This is a genomic window from Streptomyces sp. SBT349 (genome assembly GCF_001083795.1).
Taxonomy (GTDB): domain Bacteria; phylum Actinomycetota; class Actinomycetes; order Streptomycetales; family Streptomycetaceae; genus Streptomyces.
Window position 1 is genome coordinate 1 of sequence record NZ_LAVK01000637.1, and the last position, 1,712, is coordinate 1,712.

At 74.6% G+C, this 1,712-nt stretch carries 1 protein-coding gene and 1 tRNA gene; both read right to left on the reverse strand.

Annotated features, from left to right (window positions below; genetic code table 11):
- Positions 1–53: 53 nt before the first annotated feature.
- Positions 54–1,250: a glycosyltransferase gene (locus ADY01_RS35410; RefSeq protein WP_049580970.1), complete on the reverse strand. Its 1,197-nt coding sequence runs from the start codon at positions 1,248–1,250 to the stop codon at positions 54–56.
- Between the two features lie 266 nt (positions 1,251–1,516).
- Positions 1,517–1,603: transfer RNA gene (locus tag ADY01_RS35415), tRNA-Leu, on the reverse strand.
- Between the last annotated feature and the right edge of the window lie 109 nt (positions 1,604–1,712).

Sequence of the window (1,712 nt, forward strand, 5' to 3'; positions counted from 1 at the left end):
GCCATGACGACCGAGGGAGTGGGCGAGCACAGCCCCGCCCACTCCCTCGGTCGTCATGGCCTGCTGAACTCCCTCGCCTCGGGGGCGGCCTCGGGGCCCGGGTCCTCGGGGGCCGTCAGCTCCTCGTACAGCCGCCCGCAGGCATCGGCCGCGCGGCGGACGTCGTGGACCGCGCGCACATGGTCGGCGGCCTGCTCTCCCAGCAGCACGCGGCGCCGGGCGTCGCCCAGCAGCGCGGCCAGCGCCTCGCCGAGGGCCGCCGGATCCTCGGGCGGCACCAGGCAGTGGGCGGCGTGGCCGGGCGGCAGTGACTCGTCGGCGCCGCCGACGTCGGTGAGCACCACGGGGCGGCCCACCGCCATCGCCTCCAGCGGCGCCAGCGCCATCCCCTCCCACCGCGAGGGCAGCACCACCAGGTCGGCCGCCGCGTACCAGGGGAGGGTGTCGTCTGTGTGCCCGGCGAAGAGCGTCCCGACCGCGGCCGCGGCGCGCAGCGCCCGCCCCTCGGGTCCCTCGCCGACCAGCACGAGCCGTGCCTCCGGCAGCTGGGCCGTGACCCGCGGCCAGGCCCGCAGCAGCAGGTCCTGCCCCTTCTGCCGGCACAGCCGGCCCACGCAGACGACGAGCGGGGCCCGTTGCGGCAGAGCGTGCACCGCGGCCAGGGCGGCGCGTGCCTGACGGCGGGCCACGCCCCCGGTCTCGGGGAAACGGGTCAGATCGACGCCGTTCGGGATCACCGACCAGCGGGCGGCGATCCCGGCGCGCAACCCGCGCTCCCGCTCCGCCTCGCTGACGCACAGCACCCGGTGCGCCCACCGCGCGCCGAAGCGCTCCCAACCCGCCGCGAGCACCGAGGCGGGCGCCCCCAGCGCCTCGAAGGACCAGGCGTGCGGCTGGAAGACCGTGGGGAGACGCCCCCGCAGGGCAAGCCGCCCGGCCAGCCCCGCCTTCGCGCTGTGGAGATGGACCACATCCGGGCGCGCGCGCCGGATGACGCGGGCCGCGCAGGCCGTCTCCCAGGGCAGGTTCGGCCCGGGACCGCGCTCGGCGACCCAGAGCCTCACCTCGGCCCCGGCCGCGGCGGCCGCTCTCCCGAGCCACCCTCCGGAGGGACAGGCGACCAAAGTGCGCATTCCCGTTTCGGTCTGTGCGCGCACCAGATCGGTGACGACCTGGGCGACACCCCCCTCGACCGGCTGGACCAGGTGCAGGACGGAATTCGGCACACGTCGCCGCAGGTCAGACCGCATGACTCACCCTTCGGGCCATTTATCGGCAGGCGGTGAAAACCATGACAGAAAACAAATCAGAAATCACGTAAACCCGCACGCAGCGCACGGAAAGCGCCATTCTGTGATTTACGGATGAATACACGGCCGAACGGGCGACCCCCGCGGCACCGGCGCACCCCCCGGCCGGCGCCGGGGACGACCGCCCCCAACGGCACCGCACACGACAAAGCGGGCCTCACCCGCGGCCGTTGCCACCGGGGAGAACCCGCTGCGTCGATGTCTCGTGGTGCGCGAGGGGGGAGTTGAACCCCCACGCCCTTTCGGGCACTGGAACCTGAATCCAGCGCGTCTGCCTATTCCGCCACCCGCGCCTGTGCACCGCCGAGAGCCTCACCGCTCCCCCGCCCGGGGGCCGGGCGCTGCCGACATCCAGAAGGCTAACACGCGCGAAGCGGTGCCCTCACCCGCCTTTCCCCGCCC

Bases quoted from the DNA above. Each gene is read 5' to 3' on its own strand.
- ADY01_RS35410 (WP_049580970.1), bottom strand. From the start codon at position 1,250: ATGCGGTCTGACCTGCGGCGACGTGTGCCGAATTCCGTCCTGCACCTG.